The 26,337-nt window shown below is 57.7% G+C and carries 24 protein-coding genes and 7 tRNA genes; all 31 read right to left on the bottom strand.

Going from position 1 to position 26,337, the window contains the following annotated elements:
- Positions 1-39: 39 nt before the first annotated feature.
- Complete coding sequence (gene secF / locus C0398_06465; protein ID MBA4365629.1) at positions 40-966, bottom strand: protein translocase subunit SecF; 927 nt, start codon at positions 964-966, stop codon at positions 40-42.
- A gap of 11 nt (positions 967-977) precedes the next feature.
- Positions 978-2,216 carry a protein translocase subunit SecD gene (gene secD / locus C0398_06470; GenBank protein ID MBA4365630.1) on the bottom strand — a complete coding sequence of 413 codons (1,239 nt, stop codon included), beginning with the start codon at positions 2,214-2,216 and terminating at the stop codon, positions 978-980.
- Between the two features lie 84 nt (positions 2,217-2,300).
- Positions 2,301-3,425 carry a tRNA guanosine(34) transglycosylase Tgt gene (locus C0398_06475; protein ID MBA4365631.1) on the bottom strand — a complete coding sequence of 375 codons (1,125 nt, stop codon included), beginning with the start codon at positions 3,423-3,425 and terminating at the stop codon, positions 2,301-2,303.
- Positions 3,426-3,434: 9 nt separating this feature from the next.
- On the bottom strand, positions 3,435-4,457 hold the full coding sequence (locus C0398_06480; protein ID MBA4365632.1) for a tRNA preQ1(34) S-adenosylmethionine ribosyltransferase-isomerase QueA: 1,023 nt from the start codon (positions 4,455-4,457) through the stop codon (positions 3,435-3,437).
- A gap of 160 nt (positions 4,458-4,617) precedes the next feature.
- Positions 4,618-5,865, bottom strand: a complete 1,248-nt coding sequence (hflX, locus tag C0398_06485) for a GTPase HflX (protein MBA4365633.1) — start codon at positions 5,863-5,865, stop codon at positions 4,618-4,620.
- Complete coding sequence (locus C0398_06490) at positions 5,862-6,593, bottom strand: phosphatase (GenBank protein ID MBA4365634.1); 732 nt, start codon at positions 6,591-6,593, stop codon at positions 5,862-5,864. The genes hflX and C0398_06490 overlap by 4 nt, the downstream gene beginning before the upstream one ends.
- Positions 6,590-6,946 carry a hypothetical protein gene (locus C0398_06495; protein ID MBA4365635.1) on the bottom strand — a complete coding sequence of 119 codons (357 nt, stop codon included), beginning with the start codon at positions 6,944-6,946 and terminating at the stop codon, positions 6,590-6,592. Before C0398_06495 ends, C0398_06490 begins: the two co-directional genes overlap by 4 nt.
- A 19-nt stretch (positions 6,947-6,965) precedes the next feature.
- A complete protein-coding gene (locus C0398_06500) occupies positions 6,966-8,660 on the bottom strand; it encodes a hypothetical protein (GenBank protein MBA4365636.1) in 1,695 nt (564 codons plus the stop codon).
- Positions 8,629-10,179, bottom strand: a complete 1,551-nt coding sequence (gene rny, locus C0398_06505) for a ribonuclease Y (GenBank protein MBA4365637.1) — start codon at positions 10,177-10,179, stop codon at positions 8,629-8,631. Before rny ends, C0398_06500 begins: the two co-directional genes overlap by 32 nt.
- Before the next feature lie 76 nt (positions 10,180-10,255).
- Complete coding sequence (gene recA, locus C0398_06510; GenBank protein MBA4365638.1) at positions 10,256-11,305, bottom strand: recombinase RecA; 1,050 nt, start codon at positions 11,303-11,305, stop codon at positions 10,256-10,258.
- Between the two features lie 66 nt (positions 11,306-11,371).
- A complete protein-coding gene (locus C0398_06515) occupies positions 11,372-11,935 on the bottom strand; it encodes an RNA 2',3'-cyclic phosphodiesterase (GenBank protein ID MBA4365639.1) in 564 nt (187 codons plus the stop codon).
- Positions 11,932-13,302, bottom strand: a complete 1,371-nt coding sequence (gene rimO / locus C0398_06520; protein MBA4365640.1) for a 30S ribosomal protein S12 methylthiotransferase RimO — start codon at positions 13,300-13,302, stop codon at positions 11,932-11,934. Before rimO ends, C0398_06515 begins: the two co-directional genes overlap by 4 nt.
- Positions 13,277-14,026: a hypothetical protein gene (locus tag C0398_06525; protein MBA4365641.1), complete on the bottom strand. Its 750-nt coding sequence runs from the start codon at positions 14,024-14,026 to the stop codon at positions 13,277-13,279. The genes rimO and C0398_06525 overlap by 26 nt, the downstream gene beginning before the upstream one ends.
- A gap of 10 nt (positions 14,027-14,036) precedes the next feature.
- The gene (gene lon / locus C0398_06530) at positions 14,037-16,400 is read right to left on the bottom strand and encodes an endopeptidase La (protein ID MBA4365642.1); all 2,364 of its coding nucleotides are present in this window, start codon (positions 16,398-16,400) and stop codon (positions 14,037-14,039) included.
- Positions 16,401-16,418: 18 nt separating this feature from the next.
- Entirely contained in the window at positions 16,419-17,657 is a 1,239-nt protein-coding gene (locus tag C0398_06535) for an ATP-dependent Clp protease ATP-binding subunit ClpX (protein MBA4365643.1), read from the bottom strand.
- Positions 17,641-18,270 carry an ATP-dependent Clp endopeptidase, proteolytic subunit ClpP gene (gene clpP, locus C0398_06540; GenBank protein ID MBA4365644.1) on the bottom strand — a complete coding sequence of 210 codons (630 nt, stop codon included), beginning with the start codon at positions 18,268-18,270 and terminating at the stop codon, positions 17,641-17,643. Before clpP ends, C0398_06535 begins: the two co-directional genes overlap by 17 nt.
- Positions 18,267-19,535 (bottom strand): hypothetical protein, encoded by a 1,269-nt coding sequence (locus C0398_06545; protein MBA4365645.1) that lies wholly within the window; start codon positions 19,533-19,535, stop codon positions 18,267-18,269. The genes clpP and C0398_06545 overlap by 4 nt, the downstream gene beginning before the upstream one ends.
- Before the next feature lie 14 nt (positions 19,536-19,549).
- Positions 19,550-19,634 (bottom strand) — tRNA-Leu (locus C0398_06550).
- A 46-nt stretch (positions 19,635-19,680) separates the two neighbouring features.
- Positions 19,681-19,756, bottom strand: a tRNA-Lys gene (locus C0398_06555).
- Between the two features lie 109 nt (positions 19,757-19,865).
- A tRNA-Arg gene (locus C0398_06560) sits at positions 19,866-19,942 on the bottom strand.
- Between the two features lie 14 nt (positions 19,943-19,956).
- Positions 19,957-20,033 (bottom strand) — tRNA-Arg (locus C0398_06565).
- 43 nt (positions 20,034-20,076) lie between these two features.
- A tRNA-His gene (locus C0398_06570) sits at positions 20,077-20,153 on the bottom strand.
- 10 nt (positions 20,154-20,163) lie between these two features.
- Positions 20,164-20,240: transfer RNA gene (locus C0398_06575), tRNA-Arg, on the bottom strand.
- A 1-nt stretch (position 20,241) separates the two neighbouring features.
- A tRNA-Pro gene (locus tag C0398_06580) sits at positions 20,242-20,318 on the bottom strand.
- Between the two features lie 33 nt (positions 20,319-20,351).
- On the bottom strand, positions 20,352-20,960 hold the full coding sequence (locus tag C0398_06585; protein MBA4365646.1) for a hypothetical protein: 609 nt from the start codon (positions 20,958-20,960) through the stop codon (positions 20,352-20,354).
- On the bottom strand, positions 20,957-21,745 hold the full coding sequence (gene murI, locus C0398_06590; protein ID MBA4365647.1) for a glutamate racemase: 789 nt from the start codon (positions 21,743-21,745) through the stop codon (positions 20,957-20,959). Before murI ends, C0398_06585 begins: the two co-directional genes overlap by 4 nt.
- A gap of 9 nt (positions 21,746-21,754) precedes the next feature.
- The gene (locus C0398_06595; GenBank protein ID MBA4365648.1) at positions 21,755-24,418 is read right to left on the bottom strand and encodes a hypothetical protein; all 2,664 of its coding nucleotides are present in this window, start codon (positions 24,416-24,418) and stop codon (positions 21,755-21,757) included.
- An 8-nt stretch (positions 24,419-24,426) separates the two neighbouring features.
- Positions 24,427-24,879 (bottom strand): SsrA-binding protein, encoded by a 453-nt coding sequence (gene smpB, locus C0398_06600; protein ID MBA4365649.1) that lies wholly within the window; start codon positions 24,877-24,879, stop codon positions 24,427-24,429.
- Positions 24,880-24,881: 2 nt separating this feature from the next.
- A complete protein-coding gene (locus tag C0398_06605; GenBank protein ID MBA4365650.1) occupies positions 24,882-25,592 on the bottom strand; it encodes an RNA pseudouridine synthase in 711 nt (236 codons plus the stop codon).
- The gene (locus C0398_06610) at positions 25,585-26,046 is read right to left on the bottom strand and encodes a hypothetical protein (protein ID MBA4365651.1); all 462 of its coding nucleotides are present in this window, start codon (positions 26,044-26,046) and stop codon (positions 25,585-25,587) included. Before C0398_06610 ends, C0398_06605 begins: the two co-directional genes overlap by 8 nt.
- Positions 26,043-26,288 (bottom strand): hypothetical protein, encoded by a 246-nt coding sequence (locus C0398_06615; GenBank protein ID MBA4365652.1) that lies wholly within the window; start codon positions 26,286-26,288, stop codon positions 26,043-26,045. Before C0398_06615 ends, C0398_06610 begins: the two co-directional genes overlap by 4 nt.
- Positions 26,289-26,337 lie beyond the last annotated feature (49 nt).

Here is a 26,337-nt window from a genome sequence, read left to right on the forward strand (position 1 = left end):
CTGCATTGTCCTCCGGATGTCACAGTGTTCTCGAGTTCCTCAGGCTTTCTGTAGAGCAACTTTCCTCTCTGCACGCTGCACCCACAACACCAGCAGTGGCACAACCACGTACAGCGATGAGTATGTCCCCACGATGATGCCAACCAGGAGCGTCGTCGAGAAATCGCGAATAGGCGAACCACCCATCAGGAACAGGACCATCACAGCGAGAAACGTCGTGAAGGAAGCGTTGAATGAACGCATCCACGTCTCGGTGACTGCAGCATTCGCCAACTTGTCAAAGGGCTCCTTGCCGCGGTACCTCAGCTTCTCACGTACACGATCAAGTAGAACGACGCTGTCCTGTACGGAGTACGTGATGATAGCAAGAAACGCTCCGACGAACGGCGAGTTGAGTGGGATACGGAATATCGCGAGGACACCCAGCGTCACCAGCACGTCGTGCATCAGGCCTGCGATGGTCGCCAGTCCGAATGAGAACTTGAAGCGGATCGTGATGTATAGGAGCGTGAACAGGAGAGAGAGACCCAACGCGAGCGCCGAACGGCGCAGAAGGTCCCGACCGATCACCGGTGCGATGGAGGTGATTTCCTTGGTGCCCACGTCCACAGCGCCATACTTCGCCACAATGTCATCGATGATCTTCCCGCTGACGGCCGGGTCAATCTCAGTTGCCTCCACCTTCATCGTAATGCCCTTTTCTCCGGCACGCTGGACCGTAACGTTGCTGTAGCCATTGGCTGATAGTATGCCGCGGACAACTACCTCATCAGGAGCTTTCTCGAAGGAGGCGTTGATGACCGTTCCACCGATGAAGTCGATACCAAACTTGAGCGGTGACCCAAAACTGAACACATTGACGATCATGGCAATGAGACCGATCGCAATGACAATCGTAGATACCGTGAACCACGTACGTGTCTTGCCAACGATATCCCAGCTGAGGATTCTCTCTCTGAATGTCATAGTTGCACCGCCTAACCGAGGAATTTCCTGCCGTTTCTGGCAATGCCAGGGGTGAGCAGGAGATCGACCAGCGAGTGGCTCGCGAACACAGCCGTGAACATGCTGGTGAGAACGCCCAAGGCAAGGGTCACGGCAAAGCCGCGGACGGTGCCGCTACCGAAGTAAAACAGGAAGGCCGTGCCGACCAGAACCGTGAGGTTCGAGTCGAAGACAGTCCGGAAAGCGCGAGAAAATCCTGCCCCGATGGCCCCTTTGACGGTCTTCTTCAGCCCTAGTTCTTCTCGAATGCGCTCAAAAATGATGCAATTCGCATCTACCGCCATACCGAGCGAAAGGATGGCACCACCGATGGCCGGAAGCGACAGCGTCGCTCTGAGCACGATATAGGCGGCCATGAGGATGTCGACATAGACAAGCAGAGAGATGCCGGATACGAGACCGAGATACCGGTACATGACCAACATGTAGAGGACTACGAGAGCGAATGCGATGACTGCAGCCCATGCACTCCGACGGACGAAAGCAGCGCCCAGGGACGGTCCGACCACCTGCTCCGAGATGGCCGTCAGCTTGACCGGCAGAGCCCCACTCTTCAGCAGGAGCGCATAGTTGCTGGCCTGCTCCGCGGTGAAGCCACCGGAGATGACGCCCTTCCCGTCCGTGATCGCGACCTCAACTGTCGGGCTCATCAGGATTTGGCTGTCAAGATAGATGGTGATCACCTTGCCGATATTTGCCTGCGTTGCAGTAGCAAATGCACTGGTGCCTGCTGCATCCAGCTCAAACGAGATCTGCGGTTCTCCCAGACTATTCTGCTCCTGGCTGAAGACAAGTCGGGCATCCCTGAGGTTCGAACCACTCACGACAACCTTCCCGTCATCCGTCTTGAACTCGAGAAGGGCAGTCTTGCCGATGAGCTGCTTGGCGCGTTCAGGATCCTCCCACCCGGGAAGCTCCACAATGATGCGTTTTGAGTTGGCACCCTCACGGACGGCGATCGCCTCGCTGACTCCGAGAGCGTTGACACGCTTGTCGATGACGCTGACTGCCGCATCGATCGCCTCGTTCGTGGCCTTGGCCGATTCCGTATCCTGCGCCTCAAGCACAATGCGCACACCGCCCCTGAGGTCAAGCCCGAGCTTCGGCGCCAGCTTCGCATTCTTGGCAATCAGTCCCTGGTAGTTGATCACACCAGCGACGACAGCCACGACAATCACAAGAATTAAGCTTGTTGTAACTTTCGACCGCATGTGGTTCCTCCTCGTTTCGACAACACATCAAATGTACACCAAATAGGACTCTCTGTCAATGCAGTAATGGGCACTGCGAGACACTCACCATGCCCTGTCGGACGATGCAGTGTACCGCTCGATGAACGCGCGTTTGTACTCGGCGAACGTGCCGGCAGCAATCGCAGTTCGGATCTCGCCGATCATCGTCTGAAGGAACTGGAGGTTGTGAATGGTCGCAAGCGTCCCCGCGAGCATCTCGTTCGCCTTGAACAGGTGCCGCAGATATGCCCGGGTGTAGTTGCGGCACATGTAGCAGGAACAGCCTTCATCGATAGGACGGAAGTCACGTTCATACAGCTTCTTGGAGATCTTGACGACGCCATCCCGGGTGAAGACCATCTGATTCCGAGCTACCCTCGTGGGCAGAACACAGTCGAACATGTCGACACCTCGGCTGATGATCTCCAGAATCCCGATCGGATCGCCCAGTCCCATGAAGTACCTTGGACGGTCGTCGGGAGCATGTAGCAAGCTGTGATCCAGCATGTCCATTGTCACCTGACGCTCTTCGCCTACGCTGAGACCTCCTATCGCAAACCCCTGTGGCTCCAGCTCCATGATGCGTTCGGTCGACTCCTCTCTCAGGTCACCATAGAAACCACCCTGCGTGATCCCGAAGAGCAGTTGATGTGACTCGCCCATCGCCTTCTTCGCCCGCCCGAACCAGGAGACAGTCCGCGCAAGGTCCTTTTCCGCCGCAACGCGCTCTGAGGGATACTGTGTACAGATGTCCAGAGGCATGACCACGTCGGAGTCCAGGTTCTTCTGGATGGCGATCACGCGTTCAGGCGTGAACATGTGCCTCGAGCCATCAATGAAGGATTGAAACTCGATGCCGTCGTCACTGCGTTTGCTGATCCGGGACAGACTCATTACCTGGAAGCCGCCGCTGTCCGTGAGGATGCTCCGGTCCCAGTGCATGAACCTGTGGAGGCCGCCCGCTTCGCGCACCACGTCATCTCCTGGCTGAAGATACAGGTGGTACGTGTTCGACAGGATGATCTCGAACCCGATCTCCGTCACTTGTTCTGGAGTGAGCCCCTTGACGGTCGCTTGTGTGCCGACAGGCATGAAGACAGGCGTTCTCACCGTGCCATGCGCGGTCGTCAGGATCCCCGTGCGTTCGTGTCCCGTCGTGCTCTGGTGCGTGACTTCAAATATGGCCATCGTTACCACCTACAGAATCAGCATGGCATCGCCAAAGCTAAAGAAGCGGTACTGCTCTCGTATTGCCTCGCGGTACGCTGTCCACATCAGGTCCATCCCCATGAATGCTCCGACAAGCATCAGCAGGGTCGATTTCGGGAGATGGAAGTTCGTGACCAGATGGTCGAATCCGTGGAACTCATGGGGGGGATAGATGAAGATGCCCGTCTCGCCGCTGTCTGCTCTGACAGTCGCGTCCAGGTTGATGCATGACTCGAGCGTCCTGGCGACCGTCGTACCGATGGCGGTCACGGCCGCGTGGTTTGCGCGGGCCGCGTTGACGGCTGTCGCGGTTTCCTCAGGCAGTGTGAACCGCTCGGTATGCATGTGATGATCCTCGATGCGCTCGACACGCACCGGCTGAAACGTTCCGAGTCCAACGTCAAGCGTGACGTGCTCGATGTCAATACCAAGGTCCCGTATCCTTGCCAACAACTCAGGAGTGAAATGGAGACCGGCCGTCGGTGCCGCGACGGAGCCAGGCTCGCGCGCATAGACTGTCTGATACACCCCGGGATCGTCAGGGAACTGCTTGATATATGGGGGGATCTGTACCCGCGCTTTGGCCCGAAACTCGTCGCTCGTATATGGGTCACGAGAGAACTCGACCGTCGCGTCACCGTCGTCATTGCGCTCCAGCAGCCGCAGGCTGACGTCGGATGTAACAGTGCACGTCTCCCCGACGTGCAGGCGCTTGAGGGGGCGTACGAGCGCCATGAAGCGGGTCGGCGACTTCCGAGCTGTCAAGAGCACATCGATAGTAGCGCCGGTTGCATCCTTATGGCAGCTGAAACTGGCCTCGTTGACGCGCGTATCGTTGACAACCATGACATCGTGAGGACGAAGGTATGAAAGGAGATCACGAAACAGCCTGTGCTCTATCATTCCAGTCGCCCGGTCGACGACCATGAGACGTGCAAGGTCGCGCTGTTCAAGAGGCGTCTGGGCGATCAGCTCCTGTGGCAGCTCGTAGTCAAAATCCCGGATGTTCACGGTTTGTCCAGCTCCTTGTCTCCACGCCGCTGTGCGCCGACGTCAATGCATCGGTCTCCAGGTCGGCAGAGTGTATTATATGAGTGCAGCCCCCGTTGCCAATGGAGTCCGGGCTCGCAGGCGTTCACATGATGGGTATCGAAACGCCGAGTGGCTGCCGCTAATCCTTTCGCAGGAAACGCCGAGGGAGGCGGGCGCCGGGCGCTGCGCCGGCTGCTTCGATGATCCAGGTCCGCGCACTGAGTCTCTCGTTCAGGACTACTGCGCCGGCATACACTTCGGCTCGCGCTCCCGGCTCGGTGAACGGGATGACGTACCTCCCGTGCACAACACGGCGGAGCAGGACTCCCGCAATGTGGTCCTTGAGTCGATCGATACCCTCAAGAGTTGTAGCGGAGACCATGAACCCTGTCCCAATGAGGAGAATCTCTTCTCGTCTGGCCTGTTCGACGGTATCGATCTTGTTGAAGAGCAGCACCCGGGGAATGTCGGCGCAACCAATGCGTTCCAAAACGGTGTCGACGATGTGAATACGCTCGTGCAGGTCTCGCACGCCGGCATCGACCATATGCAGGAGAAGGTCTGCATCGCGGGCTTCCTCGAGAGTCGAACGAAACGAATCCATCAATGATTCCGGAAGGTCCCGGATGAAGCCGACCGTATCGATGAGGACAGTGGACTGGCGTCCGAAGTGAGCTGGCCTTGCCGCCGTGTCCAGTGTCGCAAAGAGCTTGTCCTCGACCAGCAGCTCGGACCCCGCCAGCAGATTGATCAGCGTAGTCTTGCCGGCATTCGTGTACCCTACCACAGCTATCTTCGCAATCGCCGATTCCTGCCGAGTGTGCGTCTTGATGGCATACCGCGTATCGACTTCCTTCACCTCTTCACGGAGATCGTGGATCTCCGATCTCTTTTGTCTGCGGCGCTTCTGAAACAGAGTCTCGCCTGGCCCGCGCATGCCGATATAGCCTGCCTGCTGGTCATACCCTGCGTTCATTGCCCGCAGCTGCGTCAGCTCGAAGAGACGCTCGGCAATCTGGACGCGCTTCTTTGCATCAGCCGTGTGAGCCTGAGAGGCAAATGTCTCCAGGATGAGTCTGGCTCGGTCCATCACGGAGCTCTCGAGATGGTCGATCATATGGCGATACTGCGGAGGCGTAAGCTCGGAGTCGAAAATGACGAGATCAGCCCGCAGGGCCTGCAGCAGCTCATGCAGCTCTTCAACCTGCCCCTTGCCAAGTAGGAAACGCTGAGGGGTCCGCTGCACATAGGTTTTGGACTCGAGTACTTCTACTCCGAGGCCTTCGGCCAGCTGTCGTGTCTCTTCCGGGCGGTCAGGATCGACGATCTCACCGATCCTGCGAATGCTTACAATGACGGCCGTTCGTGCGATGCCTTCGCCGCTCATGACTGCGGGACCAGGTACTGCTGGATGAGCTCTTCCGAGTAGTTCACCGTAGAAGCTGGATCGATGTCGTGTGCAACCAGAAGTCGCTCGCACTCCGACACAATGCCTACGCTGTAGGAGATGTGTGAATCCGAACTCATCAGGATCGGCGCATGGTACTTTTCGAGGAGCTCCAGGATGCGCTCGTAGTGAGCAACGTTGACGTCCTTCCAGGTATGAAGCGCCGACTGGTTCAGCTCGACAAGCACTCCCCTTGCTGCGGCGGCAGCAATCGACTCTTCGAGATCTACCGGATATGGAAAACGGGGGTCACCAATATGGGCCATGACCGTTATCCGGTTTTTCTCGATAGCCTTGACGAGCGCCCCCGTGTTCTCGGAAACCGACGAGCCGCCGTACCCTGTCGAGTTGTGGAATCCGGCGATGACGATGTCGAGCTCCTGCAACAACTTCTCAGGCATGTCCAGCTCGCCCCAGGGGTTAATGATGTTCGCCTCGACCCCAATGAGCACGCGGATCCCGGGCAACTGACGCAGGGTGTCCTGTCTGTTGAGATTCTTGAAGTAGTCCAACTTGGGTCCATCCGGACGTGCAGGACCGTGGTCCGTAATGGCAAGATACTTCAGGCCACGCCCCTGTGCTGCAACAACGACTTCCTGAAGCGTGGAGAACGCATGTCCAGAGAAGACGGTATGGACGTGAAAGTCCCCAAGCATCTGTGGACTCATGCCCGCTTCCCTCCGTTGTCTCTGAGCAACGATGAAACAATCATGCTCCCAACGGAGACGAGCACCCACCCTATGAGCGCCGCCAGGAAACCGCGCACGTCAAAGCCCGGGACAAGCCATGCCGTCAGAGCCATGACAGCGGCGTCGATGACCAGCGTGAACAGTCCAAGACTCAGAATGCTCAGTGGAAGGCTTATGGCGAGCAGGATCGGGCGAATGAGGGCGTTGACGAACCCGAAGATGAGTGCCGCCCATAACGCCGTCCAGAGCGAGGCAACCTCGAATCCGGGGACTACCCGGCTGACGAGCAGAAAAACCGAAGCATTCAGCAACAGACGAATAATGAGGTCCATAGGGGTCTCCTTTCAAAAATCAGCGGTGCTTCAGAGAACGTTCGTGGCGTTTGTGAAACTCCCGCTTGCCAAAGCGATGAGCTTCGTCCCGAATTGCCATGAGCAACAGCAAAGCGCCGGAATCGTGTGAGAGCCGCACCGGTTCCGGAGTCCCTTCACGGTACAGCAGTTCTTCCTTCTTGGCGATGCCTACAACAGGCACATGCACACCGGCATCGTCGCGTACAGCACAGACGGCTCCCAGTTGGGAAAGTCCCCCGTCGATCAGCAGGAGATTCGCAGGGTCACCGAACGCAATGTCGCTCCATCTTGCGAAGCGCCGAGCAAGAGCCTCTGCCAGCATTGCCGGATCGTTCGGCGAATCCAGAAAGCGCATGTTGAACAGCCTGTACTGATCCTTTGCCGGTTTTCCGGCCACAAAAACGACCATGGACACCGTAGCATCCTTTCCTGAGATGTTCGATACGTCGTATCCCTCGATGCGCACCGGCATGTGGTCAAGGTCCAATACTGCCTTCAGAACTGACAGCTGTGCAGGGATGTCACTCGCCCGCGTCGAGGCAATCAGTTTCTGTTCGGCGTTCTCACCTGCAAAGCGCAAAAGGCGTGAAGTCTCTGTCGAACGTGGCGACGCCAGGGAAATCGCGGGCCCAAGAGCTTCCCGCAGTCGCTCGCGCACAATCGTCGCTTCAGTGCCCACAGCATCGACAGCTATCCGTATCGGAGCAGCTACACGAAACCGGTGGTAGAAATCAGTGATGAGATCCGTCCGCATGACTGCATCAAGAGCCTCCTTGCCTTTGAGGTCATAGATGAACTCTGTGGAAGCGATCAGTCTGCCTTCGCGAAGTGCTTGCCGGACGACGGCCACAAGGTTTCCCTGTTGATGAAACGCGAAAACATCCATGTCTCGCGCCCGGGGCGCAAACACGGCGTACCGTTCAAATAGTCCCTTCAGCGCAAGGTAGGAGTCGCGGTAACGTACCGCCCGCTCGTATTGCTGCGACCGAGACGCCTGATCCATGCTGTTCTCGAGCTGTCTCAGCAACGTGCGCATCTTGCCGTTCAGAAACTCCGACAGGTTTTGAACCGCTTGGGCATACTCATCGTCGGAGCACCTGTTCCCACACGGTGCCAGACAGAGGCCCAGATCAAAGTCGAGGCAAGGCTTGGTAGGTTTCGCCGGATCGATTCTTCGATGACACGTTCTGACTGGAAACGCATGTCTCAGGCTGTCAAGGCCAAGGTTCAGCAGTCCAGACTTGGGGTATGGACCAAAGTATCGGCTTCTGGCCGTCGTCACACGACGAGTCTTCCTGAGGATCGGAAAAGCCTCTCCCGTCAATTCGATAAGGGGGTACGACTTGCCGTCGATGAGCTGAATATTGTAGTGGGGCTTGTAGCACTTGATGAAGTTCGACTCGAGCACCAGGGCCTGGTCCTCGTGTCCCGCCGTGATGAAACTGAAGAAGCGGGCATTGCCCACCATTGATTTCGTTTTCGGGTTCAGGTCATTTCTGAAGTATGACTCGACTCTCTTGCGGAGATTCTTGGCCTTGCCGACATAGATGATACGGTCAGAAGAATCCCGTATGACGTAAACCCCCGGCGTAGCCGGGAGTTTACCGAGAGAATCCTTCTCGAAAGGAAGCTTGTATGCAGTATCCAGGCCGTCGAGTGTGCTATTTGGCGTAGTCGGAGTATCTGGTCTCACGAACGACGGTCACCTTGATCTGCCCCGGGTACGAGACTTCCAGCTCCACCTTGCGAGCAACATCCATGGCGATCTTTGCTGCCAGGGACTCGTCAACTTCATCGGGTTCCACAAGAATTCGGAGCTCGCGCCCCGCTTGTATGGCATACGACTTCTTGATTCCAGGTATCGAGTTCGCAATAGACTCCAGTTTCTCCAGGCGCTTGATATAGCTTTCAACGCTTTCCCGGCGAGCGCCCGGTCTTGATGCGGAGAGAGCGTCGGCGACGTGCACGATGACGTCAAGAACGGTCTCCATGGGAATGTCGGTATGATGTGCGGCGACAGCATGAACGATGTCCCCGGATTCGCCAGACTTGTTCAGGATGTCCGACCCGATGAGGGCATGCGGCCCTTCGACTTCGTAGTCGACAGCCTTGCCGATGTCGTGAAGGAACCCTGCCCGCTTTGCTGGTCCAGCAGGCAGCTTCAACTCAGACGCGATGTTGGCTGCTATGAAAGCCGTCTCCACTGAATGCGCGAGGACGTTCTGGCCATAGCTGGTGCGATACTTCAGACGACCAATCAGGCGAGTGATCTCGTCGGAGAGACCGGCAATGCCGACATGATTCGCGGCCTGCTGCCCTTCACTGAAAACTCGCTCATCCATCTGGCGTTCTGCTTCCTCGACGAATTGTTCGATGTGTGCCGGGTGAATGCGCCCGTCAACAACCAGCCGTTCCAGGGCAATCCGCGCTACTTCCCGTCGAATCGGGTTGAACGCGGACAACGTGACGGCTTCCGGCGTATCATCGATCAGGAGGTCCACGCCAGTCAGGGTCTCGAAAGCCCTGATGTTCCGGCCTTCCCGGCCAATGATGCGTCCCTTCCAGTCTTCGGACGGGAGAGGAACAACACTGATCGTAGACTCACCCACGTAGTCAGTGGCAATCTTCTGGATAGACGAAGCGATAACCTCAGCTGCCTTGGCATCAGCCTGAAGCTGGGCATCGTGCACGACCTCGCTTACCATCTTGGCGACACGGGTCCTCGTGTCTTTCTCGGCTCGGTCCAGAACGATCGTCCGGGCCTCCTCGGGATTCAGTTGCGCGATGCGCTGCAGTTCAGCTTCGGCCGCAACTCGCTGACCATCGAGGACCTCTGTCTTGCTGCGAAGCTTCTCTTGTGCTGCGTCGAGATCCCGGTCTTTCTGTTCCACCTGCTCAACGCGATGGTCAAGGAAGTCCTCTTTCTGGATCAGACGATGCTCAGTCTTTTGCAGCTCTGTCTGACGGGCAACGAACTTGTTCTCCAGACTGTTCTTCTTCTCTTCCAGTTCTTCTTGGAGCTTGAGCCTGTTCTTGGCATTCTCGGCCTCGATGCTCGAACGCGCTTCCTGTTCCATCTTGCGCACGAGCTCACGCGCCGACTCGACACGGTTCCTGGCGATGTATCCTTCGATGAGGAGACCTATGACAATACCAAGAATCAGCATCCCCGCGTATATCGCGGAGGAGATGATCCCGTTTATTCCAGGCATGTATCTACCATCCTTAGTGTGTATGACTTCGGTCCGGCCAAGGCCGACCGAAGTGCCTTCAAGGAACCCTGCCGAACTAGTCTGTGGGGGAGGGCTCCGCTTGAGGCGAAAGCTTGTCGCGGACCTTTCCCTTTATCTCGGCCATGATGTCTGGGTGCTCCTTGAGGTAGGCCGCAGCATTGTCACGTCCCTGTGCAAGCCGTGTGCCGCCGTAGGCATACCACGACCCGCTCTTCTCGATGATGTCGAACTGCACGGCCAAGTCTACGACCTCGCCGAACGTCTGGATCCCCTTGCCGAAAATGATGTCAAACTGCGCCACTCGATAGGGCGGCGCCATCTTGTTCTTGACAACCTTTACCTTCACCTTGTTGCCAATGACCGCATCGCCCTCGGTGATACTCTCGACGCGACGCACTTCCAGCCTCACGGATGAGTAGAACTTCAGAGCACGCCCGCCTGGGGTGACCTCCGGATTCCCATACGTGACACCGATCTTTTCGCGTAACTGGTTGATGAAGATAGCGCACGTCTGTGACTTGCTCAAGACACCTGCAAGTTTGCGCAGAGCCTGGGACATGAGACGCGCCTGAAGTCCCACGAACTGATCCCCCATCATGCCTTCGAGTTCGACTCTCGGTACAAGCGCAGCCACAGAATCAAGAACAAACACGTCCAAACCACCTGATTGAACAAGCATGTCGGCTATCTCCAGAGCTTGCTCCGCATAGTCAGGCTGTGAGATGATCAGCTCGTCTACGTCGACTCCGATGTTGCGGGCGTACATGGGGTCAAGAGCATGCTCAGTGTCGATGAACGCCGCCCTGCCCCCCGCCTTCTGTGCCTCGGCAATTGCCTGGAGACCAAGAGTGGTCTTGCCTCCTCCCTCCGGACCATAGATCTCGACGATCCTGCCACGCGGAAGCCCGCCGATGCCGAGCGCGGCATCAAGGGAAAGGCTCCCGGTCGAGATGGCAGGGACCAACGCCCTGTCTGAGCGATCGCCAAGCTTCATGACGGAACCCTTCCCAAACTGCTTCTCTATCTGAGACATGGCAGCTGCCAGAGCCTTGTCACGATCGGCTACTCTGTCGGCGGCCTCGCTCTTCTGTACCTTGTCAGTCATCTTTCCGTTTTCCATATAGCCTCCACGTTTGGTGTAAGCCCTACATTTCAGTATAATTCGGTATCCCTATTCAGCAAATGGCGCAAGCCGCACCGAAGCGCGAGCAATGTACACCGGATGACCCCGTCCCATGACGCTCTCATAGACAACAACGTCCGTGACGGGAACGGCACATGGTTTTGCAGGCCATGCCTCAATGGCCGCGACCTCGTCCCCACGGGTACCGGTTGCGAACCGGCCTAACGTCACATGTGGCGCGAAGCGCTCCGTCCGACCGTTGGAACCCAGCCCGGACAAGGAGCGATCGATTGTTGCCGCCAGAACAGCGAGAGCCCGGGAGACGACGCCTGGCCCAGTCCACAGAACGGTGGGCTGCCCGTCCCGGCGAAATACTCCGAACCTGTCCAGCACGACACTGGTCCCCGGCATCGCCGAAAGTGACAGCGACAGACGCTCTCCTGCATCATCGAGCTGCTCATCCGGAAACTCCCCGAGGAACCGCAGTGTGATGTGGCAGGAGGCAACCGGAACCGGTCTAAGCCCAGGGACTTTCAAAGCAAAGGCAGTCATGTAGGGTCGCAGCCAGTCAGCAAAGCTTCTTGGAAGAGGGATAGCGACAAACGCTCTCACAGGAGGAGGCCGTCAAGGTCATAGGGGCCAACGGTCGTGATGCGTGCCCTGCAGATATCGCCCAGTGCAGGTTGCGTCTTGTGACCGGTTCGTACCACGACGGTGTTGTCGACGTCGGGTGCATCGAGCAGTGTTCTGCCGTAGATTCCTGATTGGGTCACTCCATCGACAATGACCTCGACGTCCCTGCCCAGGTATCGAACCTCGTTGATGGAAGAGGAGATCTTCTGCTGGGACTCCATGAACTCACGCAGCCGGCGGCTCTTTGTTGACCCATGCACTTGATCCGGGAACCGCGAAGATATGGCAAAGGCTTCCTTCGAGTAAGCGAATGCCGACGCATGATCCAGTCGAAGCACACGGAGATCGGCAAGCAGACGTTTGAACTGCTCTTCAGTCTCCCCGGGGAACCCGACGATGAACGTGCTCCGGAGTCCGGCATCCGGGATAATCCGTCGAACGCGGTCGACGACGCAGGCTGCCGACCCAGCCGCCCAAGGGCGTCCCATGGCCTTCAGAACGACTGGATCCGTATGCTGCAATGGGATGTCGACGTAGTGGGCAATGTGGCGTGAACTGCCGATCACTTCGAGGAGTTCCTGAGTCACCAGTGTGGGGTAGAGATACAACACCCGCAGAATCCTGATACCCGTCAATTGATCGAGTTCGCGAAGGAGGGCTGCAAGTTGCGGACGATGTTCGGGCGTCAGATCCATGCCGTAGGCACTCGTGTTTTGCGAAACAAGGATGAGCTCGGTCACGCCAGTCTGTACCAACTGCTCCGCCTCACGGAGAATCGTGTCGACGGAGCGACTGATGAGAGGCCCCTTGATCCGGGGTATGGTGCAGTAGGTACACCGCTGCGAGCACCCGTCCGCTATCTTGAGGTAGGCATAGGAGCCACCCCCGCTCAGAACGCGTGGTGCTTCGAATGCCCGCATGGTATCGAGGTCGACAGGTTGCTCGACCCCTGAAGGCGGGACCTGCTTCAGCAGGCTCTCCCAGAACGTTCTCTGGTACATCGCGCCCACTCCCATGACGGCGTACAATCCTGGATGTCGCTTCAGGACTTGCTCTCTCCACAACTGCGGATAACAGCCTACCGCTACAATTCGTACAACATGCCCTTCGGCCTGCAGGAACTCGACAGCATCGAGTGTCTCGTCAGCCTCATCACGAGCCGCTTCCAGGAAACCACACGTGTTTACGACAACAACATCGGCATCCTGGGGCTCGGCACACACGAGAGCGGTTGGTTCTGCTGCAATGATCTGTCCCAGCATTGCCTCGCTGTCGGCCAGGTTCTTTGCACACCCGAGACTGACAATGCAGACTCGAGGCCTACGGTGTATGCGCTGGTGAACCATACTCAAGGGTCATGACCGTCTTGTCGGGAGAGGCGACTCCCTGGTCAACCCCATTTGCTGTCACCTGCGTATACATGGCATTGCCAAAGTCGACGACGACATGGTTCCCCGTAGCCTGTGTGCTGTCTCCCGGACGCAGGATTCCGGAGAAGACGACGCTCCCGTCCACCGTAATCTCCAGCCATGCACGTTGAGTCGTCGGCGCGAATCTGAGCGTTATCGCCCCATCGGCTGGCAAGACTGGCGTGGTATCTGGAATGGAAGGTGTTGCAGGCACAGACGGCGTACTCGACGGCCCGGTCTGCCCTCCCGGCACGATGACCGTTGCCGGCCATTCCCTGGAAAGCAGAACGACGGCAGCTACGAGAGCTACTACTACGATCAGAACTGTGGAAACAAGGCTCCGCTTCTTCTTGTACGCTGGAACAGCTACCACAGAACGACCAAGCCTCGAGGGCTGCGCAGCCAGCGCGTCAGAGTCTACGGCAACGGTGGCAGACGAACCCACAAACGCCGCAACAACCTCGTCGCCATTCAGCCCAAGATACTGAGCGTAGCGACGCGCGTATGCCTTGAAGTACCCGTTCGGTTCCGGCGGACCGCCCGCTTCGATGGATTCAAGCACGGACTTGCGGAGCAGAGTTGCGCGGGCAACATCCTCAAGCGACAATTCGAGTGACGTTCGCTTGTCCCGAAGAGCTGTACTGGCCTGTTGGCGATCCATCCTGCCCCTCCTAGCGGCGACGCTTGGAACCGCTTGCTGCTCCGGCCGGCAGGAGAGCCTCTTCAAGCACCTGCGCAATGTCGTTGACAAAGGTGAACTCAAGCTTCTTGCTGATATCGGGCGAAATCTTGCTCGTGTCGCGACGGTTTTCTTCGGGAAGGATCAGTTTCCTGATCCCCGCGCGGTATGCACCGAGCACCTTTGCCTTGATGCCGCCAACCGGCAGTACCTGTCCACGAAGTGTAATCTCACCAGTCATCGCTATGTCTGAACGCACTTTTCGGCCCGTGAGAGCCGAAACCATGGCTGTTGCCATGGTGACGCCGGCAGATGGCCCTTCCTTCGGCACCGCGCCTTCGGGAACATGCACGTGCAGATCCGTCTTCTCAATGAAATGGGGGTCCAGCCCAATGTCGACAGCATGCGTACGGATATAGCTGAGCGCAGCCTGGGCTGATTCCTTCATGACGTCGCCGAGTTGGCCCGTGAGTTGAAGATTACCTTTGCCGTCCATGCGCGTGGATTCGACATACACAGTGTCACCACCATACTGAGTCACGACAAGACCGCACGCGACTCCTACGCGCGCTTCCTTGATAAGACTCGTGTACGAATATGGGGCCAGGTCCAGGTAGACGGCAAGGTTATCCGCGTGAACGGTGACGCCCGCGAACAATTTCTTCTCCTCCACTTTCGCTCTCGCTACCTTGCGGCATATCCTGACAAGCGAGCGCTCGAGTCCCCGTACTCCGGCTTCCCGCGTGTACTGCTGGATAATCGCCAACACGGCATGGTCATCGACGGCAAGGTCTTCCTGCTTCAGCCCATGCTGCTGCATGGCCTTGGGAAGAAGGAAATGCCGGGCTATCTGCTGTTTCTCCTCGTCTGTATATCCGGGAAGGGAAATGACCTCCATGCGGTCGAGGAGAGCAGATGGAATCGTCTCCGACACATTCGCCGTCGTCAGGAACAGGACCTCAGAAAGATCAAACGGGATCTCGATATAATGGTCGCTGAATTGCGTATTCTGTTCTGGATCGAGCGCCTCAAGCAGAGCAGCTGTCGGGTCGCCCCGGAAGTCCGCCCCTACCTTGTCGATCTCATCCAGAAGGAAGACTGGATTCTTGGTGCCCGCCTGCTTGATCCCCTGAATGATGCGCCCTGGCATGGCTCCAACGTACGTCCTGCGATGTCCGCGCACTTCCGCCTCGTCGCGGATGCCACCGAGGGAGACGTGGACGAATTTCCTGTCGAGCGTCTCTGCAATGGACTTTCCCAGCGATGTCTTGCCAACGCCGGGCGGACCGACAAAGCAGAGGATCGGACCCTTGGCCTTGTCCGAAAGCTTGCGCACTGCAAGATACTCGAGTATCCGGTCCTTGATCTCTTCGAGCCCATAGTGGTCCTTGTCCAGGACCTTGCGTGCACGCTTCAGGTCGATCTTGTCGGCAGTCCTGATGTCCCATGGAAGGCCGACAAGCCAGTCAAGATATGTTCTGATGACGGAGCTTTCCGGACTCATGGCCGGCGTTTTCGCAAGTCTGGCCAACTCTTCATCGATCTTGTCGCGGGCGTACGCTGGCATATGGACCTTCTCGAGCTTCTGTCGATACTCACCGACCTCGCCAGCCTCCTCACCCTCTTCGCCGAGTTCTTTCTCGATTACTCTGACCTGCTCGCGGAGGTAGTACTCACGCTGGGACTGGTCGACCTTGGCTTTCACGTCGCTTTCGATTTTCCGCGCAAGCTCCAGCACATAGATCTCCTTGGCGAGAAGTTCAGCGATGCGGTGAAGCCGTTCCTCTGCATCCAGTACAGCAAGCAGCGCCTGCCGGTCTTCGGTCCCGAGCAGAAGGCTGCTCGCAATAAGGTCCGCGAACCTGTCCGGCTCCGTGACGCCCGAGACATTGTTCACTGTCTCCGAAGGCAATTTCCTGGACAACTCGACATACTGGGAGAACTGGTCGAGAACAACGCGCATGAGAGCCTGGCGCTCCGTCGACACCTTGTCGTCTACCGGCAATGGTTCGACGCTGGCCACAAGCATCTCGTCGTCGTCCAGGCGCACGTTTGTGATGCGGACTCTGCGGACGCCCTCTACGAGGACTCGATCGCTCCCATCGGGCAGCTTGAGCAGCTGCAGTATCTCGGCACCGACGCCGATGTCATAGAGATCGGCAAGCCCGGGGTCTTCGTTCGACTCGTCCTTCTGGCATACAAGCACAATCTTGCGGTTGGCCGCCAACGCAGATTCGATGCTCTTCAACGATTTTGGCCTGCCTACAAAGAGGGGAAGGACATGATATGGAAAGACCACCACGTTCCGCAGCGGAATCAGTGGTGCTTCAGTCAGTTGCCAGTCACGTTCACTCATTGATGGTGTTCTCTCCTATCAAGCAGATTCCGGCAAGGGAATGCGCTCGGTCGTCCCGTCGGTTCTCGTCGCAACGACCTCATGGCGATCGGAGAAAAACTCGTCTCCCACGGCTACCTCCGTGACTCCCTTGAAGGAAGGCAGTTCGAACATCAGATCCACCATGGGCTGGTCGACTACGGACTTCAAACCACGGGCTCCCATGCCCATGTCTTTCGCTTTCTCGGCGATGCGTTCCAGTGCAGATTCGGTGAATGCCAGGTCGACTCCGTCCATGGCAAAAAGCTCCTGATACTGCTGGACGATCGAATTCTTCGGCTCGACCAGAATCCGCTTCAGGTCACCCACTGAGAGTTCTTCCAGCTCAAGTCTCAGGGGAAATCTGCCAACGAGCTCAGGCAACATGCCGAACTTGACAAAGTCGGAGCTGAGTAGCGTCCTGCCTTTGCGATCGGCTGGCTCGTGAACGAACCCAACCTCCCTCGGGTTTGCCCGGAGTCTCCTGATACTGTCTAGTCCGTCAAATGTCCCGCCGGCAATGAAGAGAACGTCTTGGGTGTTGAACTTGATGCTCTCCTGAAGAGGATGCTTGCGTCCACCTTGAGGGGGAACACTGGCAATCGTCCCTTCCACGATCTTGAGAAGCGCCTGCTGGACTCCTTCACCACTGACATCACGCGTGATCGAGGGGTTCTCTGACTTCCGCCCGATCTTGTCGATCTCGTCGATATAGACGATGCCGCACTCAGCCCGGGCAACGTCGAAATTCGTAGCCTGCAGGAGTCCAAGGAGGATGTTCTCCACATCCTCGCCAACGTAGCCCGCCTCAGTGAGTGTCGTTGCATCGGCGATCGTGAACGGAACATCAAGAATGCGGGCAAGAGTCCTGGCCAGATAGGTCTTCCCAACCCCCGTGGGGCCTGCGAGCAGGATGTTGGACTTCTCGATCTCTACCTTGGCGTCCTTCTTGGCTCTCAGGCGTTTGTAGTGATTGTACGCGCCGACGGCAAGTGCCTTCTTGACCTCATTCTGCCCAATGACGTACTCGTTCAGGCGCGCATAGATTTCCTTGGGGCGCAGCGACTTGAACTCGATGGCATGACTTTCATGCCTGGACTGCTGCATGAGTTGGTTGCCCCGCTCGATGCAATCGTCGCAGATATACGATCCGTCGAGTCCCTTGATGAGCAGACCGACTTCACTCGACTTCTTGCCGCAGAACGAGCAGGACGGCTCCTCGCTATTGTGGCTCGGCATTCTTCCCCAACGGGCCGGCTTCCCCTGCAACGCCAATCTTAGAGATGACCTGGTCTACGATGCCATACTCCACCGCCTCTTGGGCAGACATGAAGAAATCTCGCTCTGTGTCTCTTCGCACAATGTCGAGAGGTTTTCCCGTATGTGAGGCAAGAATGTTGCTCACGGACTCCTTGATCCGCAGAATCTCCTTGGCCTGGATCTCAATGTCCGTCGCCTGCCCCTGTGCTCCGCCCCAGGGCTGGTGGATCATGATACGCGAATTCGGCAGCGCAAATCTCTTTCCCTTGCGTCCGGCAGCAAGAAGAATGGCTGCGAGGCTCGCTGCTTGTCCCAGACAGATGGTGGAAACGGGAGCGGTGATGTACTGCATGGTATCGTAGATCGCCATGCCGGGAGTGACTTCGCCGCCAACGCTGTTGATATAGAGATAGATGTCTTTGGTGGCGTTCTCGGCAGTCAGATAGAGCATTTCGGCGACGATCAGGTTCGAGACCTGGGTATCGATCTCTCCGCCGAGGAACACGATGCGATCCTTCAGCAGCCGGGAGTAGATATCATAGCCACGCTCTCCATGAACCGTCTGTTCGACTACGTACGGAATGACGCTCATTGGACCTCCTGCTTCGCCTCTGAGGGCTCCTTCAACTGAACTGCGCCAGCAATAAGGCTGCGCGTCTTCTCCCAGACGATCACGTTCCGGATCGTCTTGCGTCCAGTCTCCGTCGCCCCGTCGATACCTGCCTTGCCCAATTCTTCCTTATGCGACTCCACATACACCTCGATGTCTGCGTCCCCGGCCACGATACTGCACGCTCTCTCAGTTGCCTCCATCAAGAGGTCGCGCTGGAGCAGCTTGACGGCATCCGCTTCAACGTCCTTGGTCAATTGATCGGCGCTGATATTATTGTACTTCAGGTACTCGTTGAGGGAAAGCCCATTGCGGGCAAGACTCTCCTTGATTTCGCCGAGCCGTTCCTGAGTCGCGTCACGCCGAATATACCCGGGGAAATCAATGCCCAGCTTCTCTGCTGCAGTCTCAATAGCACGGCCGACGATCGTGTCCTTCCTGGCCTCGTCCGCCTTGTGCTGTTCATCTTCTTCCAGGGTCTTCCGAAGCTCCACGAGGGAACCGAACGCACCGACAGTCCGGGCAAACTCGTCGTTGACTTCGGGAATGTGTTTCTCCGCGACGCCGTCGAGCGTGATGTCTCCCTCGAGGGCGCTCTCCAGCAGCTGCACACTGAAATGCTTCGATTCTCCGACATTCATTCCAGTGAGGAATGGCTCGTAGGCCTTGCCCACCTCGCCCTCGCCAACCGTGAACTCTGTGTGGTACGGATTCTGGGATTTCTCGGTCGCGACAGTGACAGTGACGGAATCGCCGTGGGCAGCAGGGCCATCCTTCGGAGACGTCTCGGTCACAGCATCGACAAGAGCCCTGATCCGGCGTTCGACGGCTTTGGATGTGTCAGTCGAGACGCCTTCAACCTCCACGCCGCTCCACAGGTCATGATCTGCCTTGGGCATCTCGAAGACGCGTACGTCGACCTTGAGCCCCTTGGCGGCATCATCTTCCAGTACTGAATCGACGAGTTCGGGCTCAAAAATGAGGGCGTCGGTCTCCTTGTGTTCCTTGAGGAACGTGACATAGGTTTGAGAGGCTGCTTTCTGAAGGACGTCGTCCTTCAACTCCTCATCACTCACATATTTGGCGACAATGGAAAGGGGAGCCTTGCCCGGACGGAACCCGGGTATGCGAAGTTTGCCGGCCATCGCCTGCATCGCCTCGCGGTGCATTGCTGAGACTTCGTCGGCACTGAATGTTGCAGAGAGTACGGTCGAATTGCCGATCTTGTTGGTGGTGGTGTATTCCACGGTCTCCTCCAGGTTGGTGCGAAGGGCGGGAGTCGAACCCGCATGGAATTACCCACTGGATCCTAGGTCCAGCGCGTCTGCCAGTTCCGCCACCCTCGCTGAATACTTACTGACATCGCAGGGAACTGAATCTTTGGGCAAGTGGTGGTGGGTCGTACAGGACTTGAACCTGTAACCGCCTGATTAAGAGTCAGATGCTCTACCAATTGAGCTAACGACCCACAACTTGAACGCAACGATTATAGGACTTTTCATGAGGGTGTCAAGCGATCCCGCGGCTACAACTGCATCATATGCCGCGCCGTCGGTTCTCGTAGCTCGAAACACAATTGGCGCGCCCAGCAGGAGTCGAACCCGCAACCTGCGGATCCGAAGTCCGCAGCTCTATCCAGTTGAGCTATGGGCGCTAGCCTCACGATCCTGGTGCGCTTAGCAGGACTCGAACCTGCGACCTACGGATTAGGAATCCATCGCTCTATCCGCCTGAGCTATAAGCGCAGTATTGCAAAGCGCATGATATCAAGGGTCGTGCTCACAAAAATGGGGTGGGTAAGGAGACTCGAACTCCCAACATCTGGATCCACAGTCCAGTACTCTAACCAATTGAGCTATACCCACCATATCGGACTGGCGAGCCCAGCAGGATTTGAACCTGCGACCGACGGATTAGAAATCCGTTGCTCTATCCAGCTGAGCTATGGGCCCATGGTCGGGGCGAGTGGATTTGAACCACCGATCTCATGGTCCCAAACCATGCGCGTTACCAAGCTACGCCACACCCCGAATAGAAAGAGAATACACGCAATCAGCCAAAAATCAAGGTCTCAGCGGCAGGGCCTCTTGAAGAGAACACCACAGAGCCCTGGCGGCCTGTGCACGGTGGCTGATACGGTCTTTGAGACCGGCATCCATCTCGCCAAAGGTGAGCGAGTACCCGTCCGGGGTGAACAGTGGATCATATCCAAAACCCTGAGACCCACGCGATTCCGCAGTCACGGTCCCGGCGACAGCGCCGGAGCAGACAAGACACCGGCATGACCGAGGAAGAAACGCGACGATCCAGCACACGAACCGTGCAGGCGTTGACAATACGTGGTGCTCTGTGAGAAACGCTCCGAGCGCAGCCCTTTCCGAGAGATTCGCATACCGAAAGCGCGCAGAATGGGCTCCAGGCATATTGTCAAACAGGGGTAGCTCAAGGCCGGAGTCGTCCCCGAGGACAACACAGTCATCGAGTCCCGAGGTCAGGACACTCAGGAGGCCCGACCGAGCTTTCCTGTACGCGTTCTGGTAGTAGGTGACGCCACACTCGACGACGCTCTCCACGTCCAGTTCTTCCAAGGGAAGCCGGCAGTCCAGACCTCTGAGAATACTGCCATATTCCTCCAGTTTGTGGGCGTTGCCGGTGACAAGTCGCAGCCTCAAACGTCTGCAACCTCGACTGCGCTGACATAGTCACCAAGGAAGAGACGGGCCTTTTCGAGAAAGTCGCCAGGGTCGCCTGTCGTGAAGAACCTGTCCTGCTGTCCTGCCCCAGTGGTCAACCGACACTTCTCGAGCACCAGCCCTACCTCGTATGCAAGTTCCTTGCTTGGGTCGACAATCTTAACGCCCGGCCCAAGGATGCCTTCCATGAGGCTGTTGAGGAAGGGGAAGTGGGTGCAACCCAGAACAAGGGTATCTGCTCCGAACTCCCGCACCGGCTTCAGAACGTCCGCGGCATAGTCAGCCACATCCTGACCCTCGATGCTCCCAGCTTCCACAAGATTCACGAGCTCCTGCGACTGGAGTTCTATCATTTCTACCGTCGGATCCAGCAGGCCCATTGCCCTGAGATAGCCGTGGCTCCGTGCTGTCCCGGGGGTCGAAAGCACCGCGACTCTGCTGTTGCGGGTCGCCAGCTGTGCACTCTTGACGCCAGCAGAAATCATCCCCAGGACGGGGACGCTCACACGTTGCTGGATATCCGGAAAAACGGCGCTGGACGCCGTGTTGCAGGCCACAACGACCATTCGGGCTCCGTGAGCCTCGAGGAACTCGACGAGGGCCGTGGCCCTGCTGATCACCTGCTCCCTTGGCTTCGTTCCATACGGAAAAAAGCGGGAGTCGGCAATGTACATGATAGCCTCTCGTGGCAATCGGTTCTTCAGCTCCCGAACGACCGCCAGTCCTCCGACTCCTGAGTCGAACACGCCTACGTAGGATTCCACTCGACCTCTCTACCTGCTGAAGTACTCGACTATCGCGTCCACAATACCTTGAGCCACCTTCTGCTGGAACGAGTCCTCCCGCAGAAGTCGTTCCTCTTCTCTGTTGCTGATGAACGCGCACTCCACCAGGGCAGAAGGCATGGTATCGATGTGGGACACGAGGTACAGCGACGTCTTCTGCGTCCCTCGATCCGTTCTTCCCAGGGCCGAAACGAGATGCTTCTGGACAAGCGCAGAAAAAACTTTCGACTGGTCAAACCAGTAGTGTACTTCGGTGCCTCCAATTGATGTCTCCCCATCCGTGGCGTTCTGGTGAATTGCAAGAAACAGATCCGCCCCTGAACTGTTGGCTATCTGCACCCGCCTGGCGAGGTCAGGGTTGTCCTTTGAGGTATCATCCGACCGCGTCATGACGACGCGGACGCCATCCGCCTCGAGCAACGTCTTCACCTTTAGCGCGATTGACAGGTTGACTGACGATTCCCTCGTCCCGGAAGGACCTACGGCCCCGAAGTCGAAGGAGCCCGTCGATGACATGTAGCCGTGACCGGGGTCAAGGACGACTTTCTTCCCTTCAATCGTTCCTTCGACAGCGCCGGAAAGACTGATGACATAGATACCCGTTGCGGGGTTCTGCACCTCGGCTGTGGAAGCAGGAGCATGTATGCGCATCTCCACGATGGGAGGGATATCGTTCAGACGCTGCTTCGCCGACACGGTGGCCCAAGCCGACAGCGCCTGCTGGCCAGCGATAGACGCGGCCGAAACCCCCTCCAGCTGGAAGACGCAGTAGTTACCGTCCACCGTCTTCGTCACGTTCAGGTCACAGGCAGACGTGATCGTGATGCTCCCCGACGCACTTGCGGAAGCACCTGTAAGGGCAATTGACGAGATGATCGGGTCAAGATAGACCCTCAGAGCGTCTCCGGCCGCCTGGAGTCCAAACACGTGTGCCACTGTCGCCACCGGAACGTAGAGCAGACCACTCAGGATCTTTGGCGCGACAAGCATCTCTTCGCTCCAGTGGTTGCTGTCCTGTGCAATCTTGAGAGTCCGCAGCCCGTCCTTCAGGACGTACTGTCGATTGCCGAGTGTCAGGCTCGTTTGCTGATTGGCCGCGTCCCAGGACAGCAGCATACCATAGGCATTGGCCACGTCTACGAGCGGTACGAAGGTGGCCCCCTCTGCGAAAAATGTCTCTTCGCTGCCGGACAGAAGCTCGCCACACAGAAACACAGCCTTCGACGGCGCGGTCGATCCAGGCGCGCTCACCACCAGCTGCACCGTCGACGTGCTGGTTGATTGCTTCAAGCCAGTATCGGATCCGACAAGATAGATGACAATGCTGGATACGAAGCCGGCTGAGGTCGCCCCTACCTTCACCGCTGACACTTGTTTCGTCGGCACACCCACAATGCCGGCCTGTGCAGACTGCACCAGCCTTGGCAGTGAGACTTCGATGCGTTCAGGATTGTGTCCCGGGACAATCGACAGCCCACTCTTGTCCCCGTCGATGTGCATCGTGACGCCAGTCCAGCCGTTCGACGATACCAACTCGATACCGGTCAGACTGCAGACGGTACCGCCAGGACCAGTACCACCAACCACTGTCCCGTCAGTCATCGCTACCCAGTCCTCGGAGGAGGCATCAGACAGTTCAAGGGACACTTGCGCGCCATCTGTAGCGATGCCGACAATGACCTTGCCCGTGGCGGCAAGCGCCCCGTCGTTCCTTGCGACGAACGGCGACGCGACCAGATATGCTGACGGACCCACGGAAGTAAGGCTCTTCCCTATGGTTGCAGCAACAAGGCTGCTTGGCAACCTCTCCCACGAGCTAAGCAACGGCGCGAAGACCCAACCCGTCTTCTCGGCAGCAGTCACACGGCACCAGGTCTCCTTCTGTTCGTTCATGGAGTAGCCGGTGATGAGAAGGCTCGTCCCAGAAGGCAGCACGCCAAGGCGGTCGTACATGACTGAAGGTCCACTGCGAAGGTTCGCCGCATCCACCGTCTTCGTCGGAAGTGGAAGCTTCGGCCTCCAGAGGGCCAGAAGGGATGATGCCGTGAACGTCGTTGGCGCGGAGGGAGGAGCCTGGACTATCTGGACTCTCACGACCCACGACGCGACATAGCCGCTGGTCTGTCTGATCTTGAGGGATGAACAGTCCACCTTGTACCAGATTTTGCCGCCGGCATCTTTGGATTCTGAGAGAATGCGCAAGGAGGTACGTGACTTCATCGTCGTCAGGCGCACGAAGGCTGTCCCCGCGCCACTTCGCAGGGCCGTGCCATCTTCCACGACGACGGCGTAGCGAGTCGACGATGACACGGCAGATGCAGTCGGTTCCACCTTTGCGGGTACTGGCGTCAAGACGGCTGGACTGGCCGGCGACGTGATGGCTGGAGCATAGGTCACAAGCCAGCCCGCTACAAATCCGAACGACGTGCCCACTCGTATCTTGTACCATGTCCGTCCCGACCCGTCTTTGGAAGAGCCGACGGCCTCGTACTTCTCTCCCTTGTGTGCGACCCCAATCACACTGAACGTCGTACCCGCTCCCGACCGGATGTTGGCCTCGTCCGGGATTGTCACGGTCGCTGTCGTGTCACCCCGGACCGTCCCGACAATGGCACCAAGGAAAAGAGCGAGGACGAGGAACATGGCAATCATCCTTCTGTTCAACGCACATACCCCCTTATCTCACGGTCCACTCGTCGTCGCTCAGAGGTCTCACGAGACCCCTTGGTTGCCAGAAACTTGCCGACAGCCAGGTCGACCTTGATGAACCCTCCCTCCGAAAAGGAAAGTGAGGCCGGCACGACCGTCAGACCCTGCTGACTGATGAGAGATGCAATCCTGATAAGCTCGCGTCGGTGGAGAAGGAGCCTTCTGCGACGTTTCAACTCCTCGTCGGTTGTGTGCGCAAAAGCGTAGGGCCCCATGGACATCTGCACGACGTAGAGCTCACGACCGTAGAACCGGCAATACGAGTCTCCAAAAGCGAATGTTCGCGAACGCACGGCCTTCACTTCCCAACCGCGCAGTTCTATGCCAGCCTCAAGGCGCTCAAGCGTCTTGAAGTTGTGCTGGATCCGCTTATTGGCGACGATCACTCCGGGTTTGATGTCCATGTCTACCGCGCAAGCACTCCAAGTACAGAGATGAAGTCCTGAGGAAGTGCCGCCATGACCCGCACCTCAACTCCCGAACGCGGCGCAACAAACGAGAGCGCAAATGCATGAAGCATCTGCCGCTCTATGACCACATTGCGCTGCGCCCTGTATCCGTAAGTATAGTCTCCGAGAACCGGATGTCCAATGTAGGAGCAGTGAACGCGTATCTGATGCGTCCTCCCCGTCTCGATGCGTATCCGAAGGAGAGACGCCTGGTTGCCGAAATGCTGGATGACCTCGAAGTCTGTCGTGGAAGGTCGACCCGAACTATCGGCCTGTCGAAGAAGCAGCCCTCGGGAATGAACTGCCCCAATGGGTACGTCGATGCGGCCACTCTTCTCCGCGAACGTCCCCCAAACCAAGGCAAGATACTGTTTCTGCGCATCATGGTTGCCCAGCTGTCGCTTGAAGCAGCTCCACCCGGCTTGAGAACGGGCGAGAACCATCACGCCGCTGGTGTCCTTGTCGAGCCGATGTACGACTCCTGGCAACTCGACACCCTCTCCCTCATACAGCGTGACTCCACTTGCCAAGGCCACTTCGGTCAGCGTCCCGGCCACCTTCCCCGGCGCAGTGAAGACAGGCAATCCGGCCGGCTTGTTCACCGCAATGATATCGTCATCGACATACAGAACCGGCACCACAACCGACCCCAGCCTCAACTCATGCATGAAAACCCCACTGGTTGGGAAAGAGAAGTGCAAGACCACACAGTATTGCTCCCGTGGTCACGAGGCAGTCGGCCACGTTAAACACGGACCAGCCACGTACCCACAGAAAGTCGGTTACCTGCCCGGTCATGACGCGATCGATGAAATTGCCTGCAAATCCGGCGAAAATGAGAAGGAGACCATGAGCCAGTCCTCGGTCTCCGCGATGCAATGCGGCGATGGCCGCAACGCAGACGCCAATGCCAAGCACTGCATTCAGGGGCACGACCCACGCCTGCCCTCCAAAGAGTCCGAACGCGACCCCCTTGTTCATCGTCAGGACGAACCCCACCGGACCTGCCGTAAAGCTATGCTGGAAAAGAAACCGCCGTGCCAGCCATTTGGTGCCCTGATCTGCCAGGATCATCAGGGCAACAAGAACCGACCAGCGGAAAGGAGCACTCAGCCTGTTCATCGTGTTCCTTCAACCATCGCAGTGCCTTCCAGACCGATTTCCACGGTCTTGCTCCTCGAAGCGTGTCCATTGAGGATACGGACCGCAGAGCGAGCTACGCCAAAGTGATGACTGAGAATCTGCAGGAGCTCCTCATTTGCCTTGCCCTCTGCAGGCCTGGCGTGCACATGGACGCGCCAGGGGTCCCCTGGTTCCACGTCCGATCTGCTGCTGCCTGGAACTACGCGAACGTTGATCCGTATCATTTCTCCTCTTCAACGCAACTGGGCCGTCCATCCCAACAACCGGGGA

This window comes from Coprothermobacter sp. (assembly GCA_013824685.1).
Taxonomy (GTDB): Bacteria; Caldisericota; Caldisericia; order Cryosericales; family Cryosericaceae; genus Cryosericum.

Bases quoted from the DNA above. Each gene is read 5' to 3' on its own strand.
- secF (MBA4365629.1), bottom strand. From the start codon at position 966: ATGACATTCAGAGAGAGAATCCTCAGCTGGGATATCGTTGGCAAGACA.
- secD (MBA4365630.1), bottom strand. From the start codon at position 2,216: ATGCGGTCGAAAGTTACAACAAGCTTAATTCTTGTGATTGTCGTGGCT.
- C0398_06475 (MBA4365631.1), bottom strand. From the start codon at position 3,425: ATGGCCATATTTGAAGTCACGCACCAGAGCACGACGGGACACGAACGC.
- hflX (MBA4365633.1), bottom strand. From the start codon at position 5,865: ATGAGCGGCGAAGGCATCGCACGAACGGCCGTCATTGTAAGCATTCGC.
- C0398_06490 (MBA4365634.1), bottom strand. From the start codon at position 6,593: ATGAGTCCACAGATGCTTGGGGACTTTCACGTCCATACCGTCTTCTCT.
- C0398_06495 (MBA4365635.1), bottom strand. From the start codon at position 6,946: ATGGACCTCATTATTCGTCTGTTGCTGAATGCTTCGGTTTTTCTGCTC.
- rny (MBA4365637.1), bottom strand. From the start codon at position 10,179: ATGCCTGGAATAAACGGGATCATCTCCTCCGCGATATACGCGGGGATG.
- recA (MBA4365638.1), bottom strand. From the start codon at position 11,305: ATGACTGACAAGGTACAGAAGAGCGAGGCCGCCGACAGAGTAGCCGAT.
- rimO (MBA4365640.1), bottom strand. From the start codon at position 13,302: ATGGTTCACCAGCGCATACACCGTAGGCCTCGAGTCTGCATTGTCAGT.
- C0398_06525 (MBA4365641.1), bottom strand. From the start codon at position 14,026: ATGGATCGCCAACAGGCCAGTACAGCTCTTCGGGACAAGCGAACGTCA.
- lon (MBA4365642.1), bottom strand. From the start codon at position 16,400: ATGAGTGAACGTGACTGGCAACTGACTGAAGCACCACTGATTCCGCTG.
- C0398_06535 (MBA4365643.1), bottom strand. From the start codon at position 17,657: ATGCCGAGCCACAATAGCGAGGAGCCGTCCTGCTCGTTCTGCGGCAAG.
- clpP (MBA4365644.1), bottom strand. From the start codon at position 18,270: ATGAGCGTCATTCCGTACGTAGTCGAACAGACGGTTCATGGAGAGCGT.
- C0398_06595 (MBA4365648.1), bottom strand. From the start codon at position 24,418: ATGATTGCCATGTTCCTCGTCCTCGCTCTTTTCCTTGGTGCCATTGTC.
- smpB (MBA4365649.1), bottom strand. From the start codon at position 24,879: ATGGACATCAAACCCGGAGTGATCGTCGCCAATAAGCGGATCCAGCAC.
- C0398_06605 (MBA4365650.1), bottom strand. From the start codon at position 25,592: ATGCATGAGTTGAGGCTGGGGTCGGTTGTGGTGCCGGTTCTGTATGTC.
- C0398_06610 (MBA4365651.1), bottom strand. From the start codon at position 26,046: ATGAACAGGCTGAGTGCTCCTTTCCGCTGGTCGGTTCTTGTTGCCCTG.